This window comes from Geomonas sp. (genome assembly GCF_056994735.1).
Genome location: NZ_JBXKJL010000432.1, coordinates 1 through 1,065 on the forward strand (window position 1 = coordinate 1; position 1,065 = coordinate 1,065).

At 57.6% G+C, this 1,065-nt stretch carries 1 protein-coding gene; it reads right to left on the reverse strand.

Features of this window, described 5'->3' with window-relative positions:
• The coding region (gene tuf / locus AC11W3_RS18950) for an elongation factor Tu (RefSeq protein WP_484093542.1) at positions 1 to 1,052 on the reverse strand (1,052 nt) is incomplete at its 3' end.
• Positions 1,053 to 1,065 lie beyond the last annotated feature (13 nt).

A 1,065-nucleotide genomic window follows, 5' to 3' on the forward strand; every position in this document is an offset into this window, starting at 1 on the left:
ACTCCCTCGGGCAGCGTCACCACCCCCGTCACATCCGTCGTCCGAAAATAAAACTGCGGCCGATACCCATTGAAAAACGGCGTGTGCCGCCCTCCCTCCTCCTTCTTCAATACATACGTCTCTGCCCGAAAATGCGTGTGCGGCGTGATCGACCCCGTCTTCGCCACTACCTGACCACGCTCAACTTCCTCCCGCTTGATCCCCCGCAGCAGTACCCCAATATTGTCCCCAGCCTGACCCTGATCCAGAGTCTTGCGAAACATCTCCACCCCGGTGCACACCGTCTTCACCGTCGGCCGAATCCCCACAATCTCTACCTCATCGCCAACCCTCACAATCCCTCGCTCTACCCGGCCCGTCACCACCGTCCCACGCCCAGATATGCTGAATACATCCTCAACCGGCAGCAAAAACGGCTTGTCCACCTCGCGCACCGGCTCCGGTACATACTGGTCCACCGCATCCATTAACTCAAAAATACACCGCGCCTCCCCACTCCCAGGATCGTCACTCTCCAACGCCTTCAACGCACTGCCCCGAACTATCGGCGTCTCATCCCCAGGAAACCCATACTTCGACAACAACTCCCTCAACTCCAACTCCACCAGCTCAATCAACTCCGCATCATCAACCATGTCAACTTTGTTCAAAAATACCACAATGTACGGCACCCCAACCTGACGGGCCAACAAAATGTGCTCCCGCGTCTGCGGCATCGGCCCGTCATCTGCCGCTACCACCAAAATCGCCCCGTCCATCTGCGCCGCACCCGTGATCATGTTCTTGATGTAGTCCGCATGACCAGGACAGTCCACGTGCGCATAGTGACGCTTGCCCGTCTCATATTCCACATGCGCCGTCGCTATCGTGATCCCTCGCTCCTTCTCCTCCGGCGCCTTGTCTATCTGATCAAACGGAACGTACTCCGCCAGGCCTCGCTTCGCCAAATGCTTCGTGATCGCACTCGTCAACGTCGTCTTCCCATGATCAATGTGCCCAATCGTCCCAACGTTTACGTGCGGCTTCGTCCTCTCAAACTTCCTCTTCCCCATGGCGGTCCCTCCT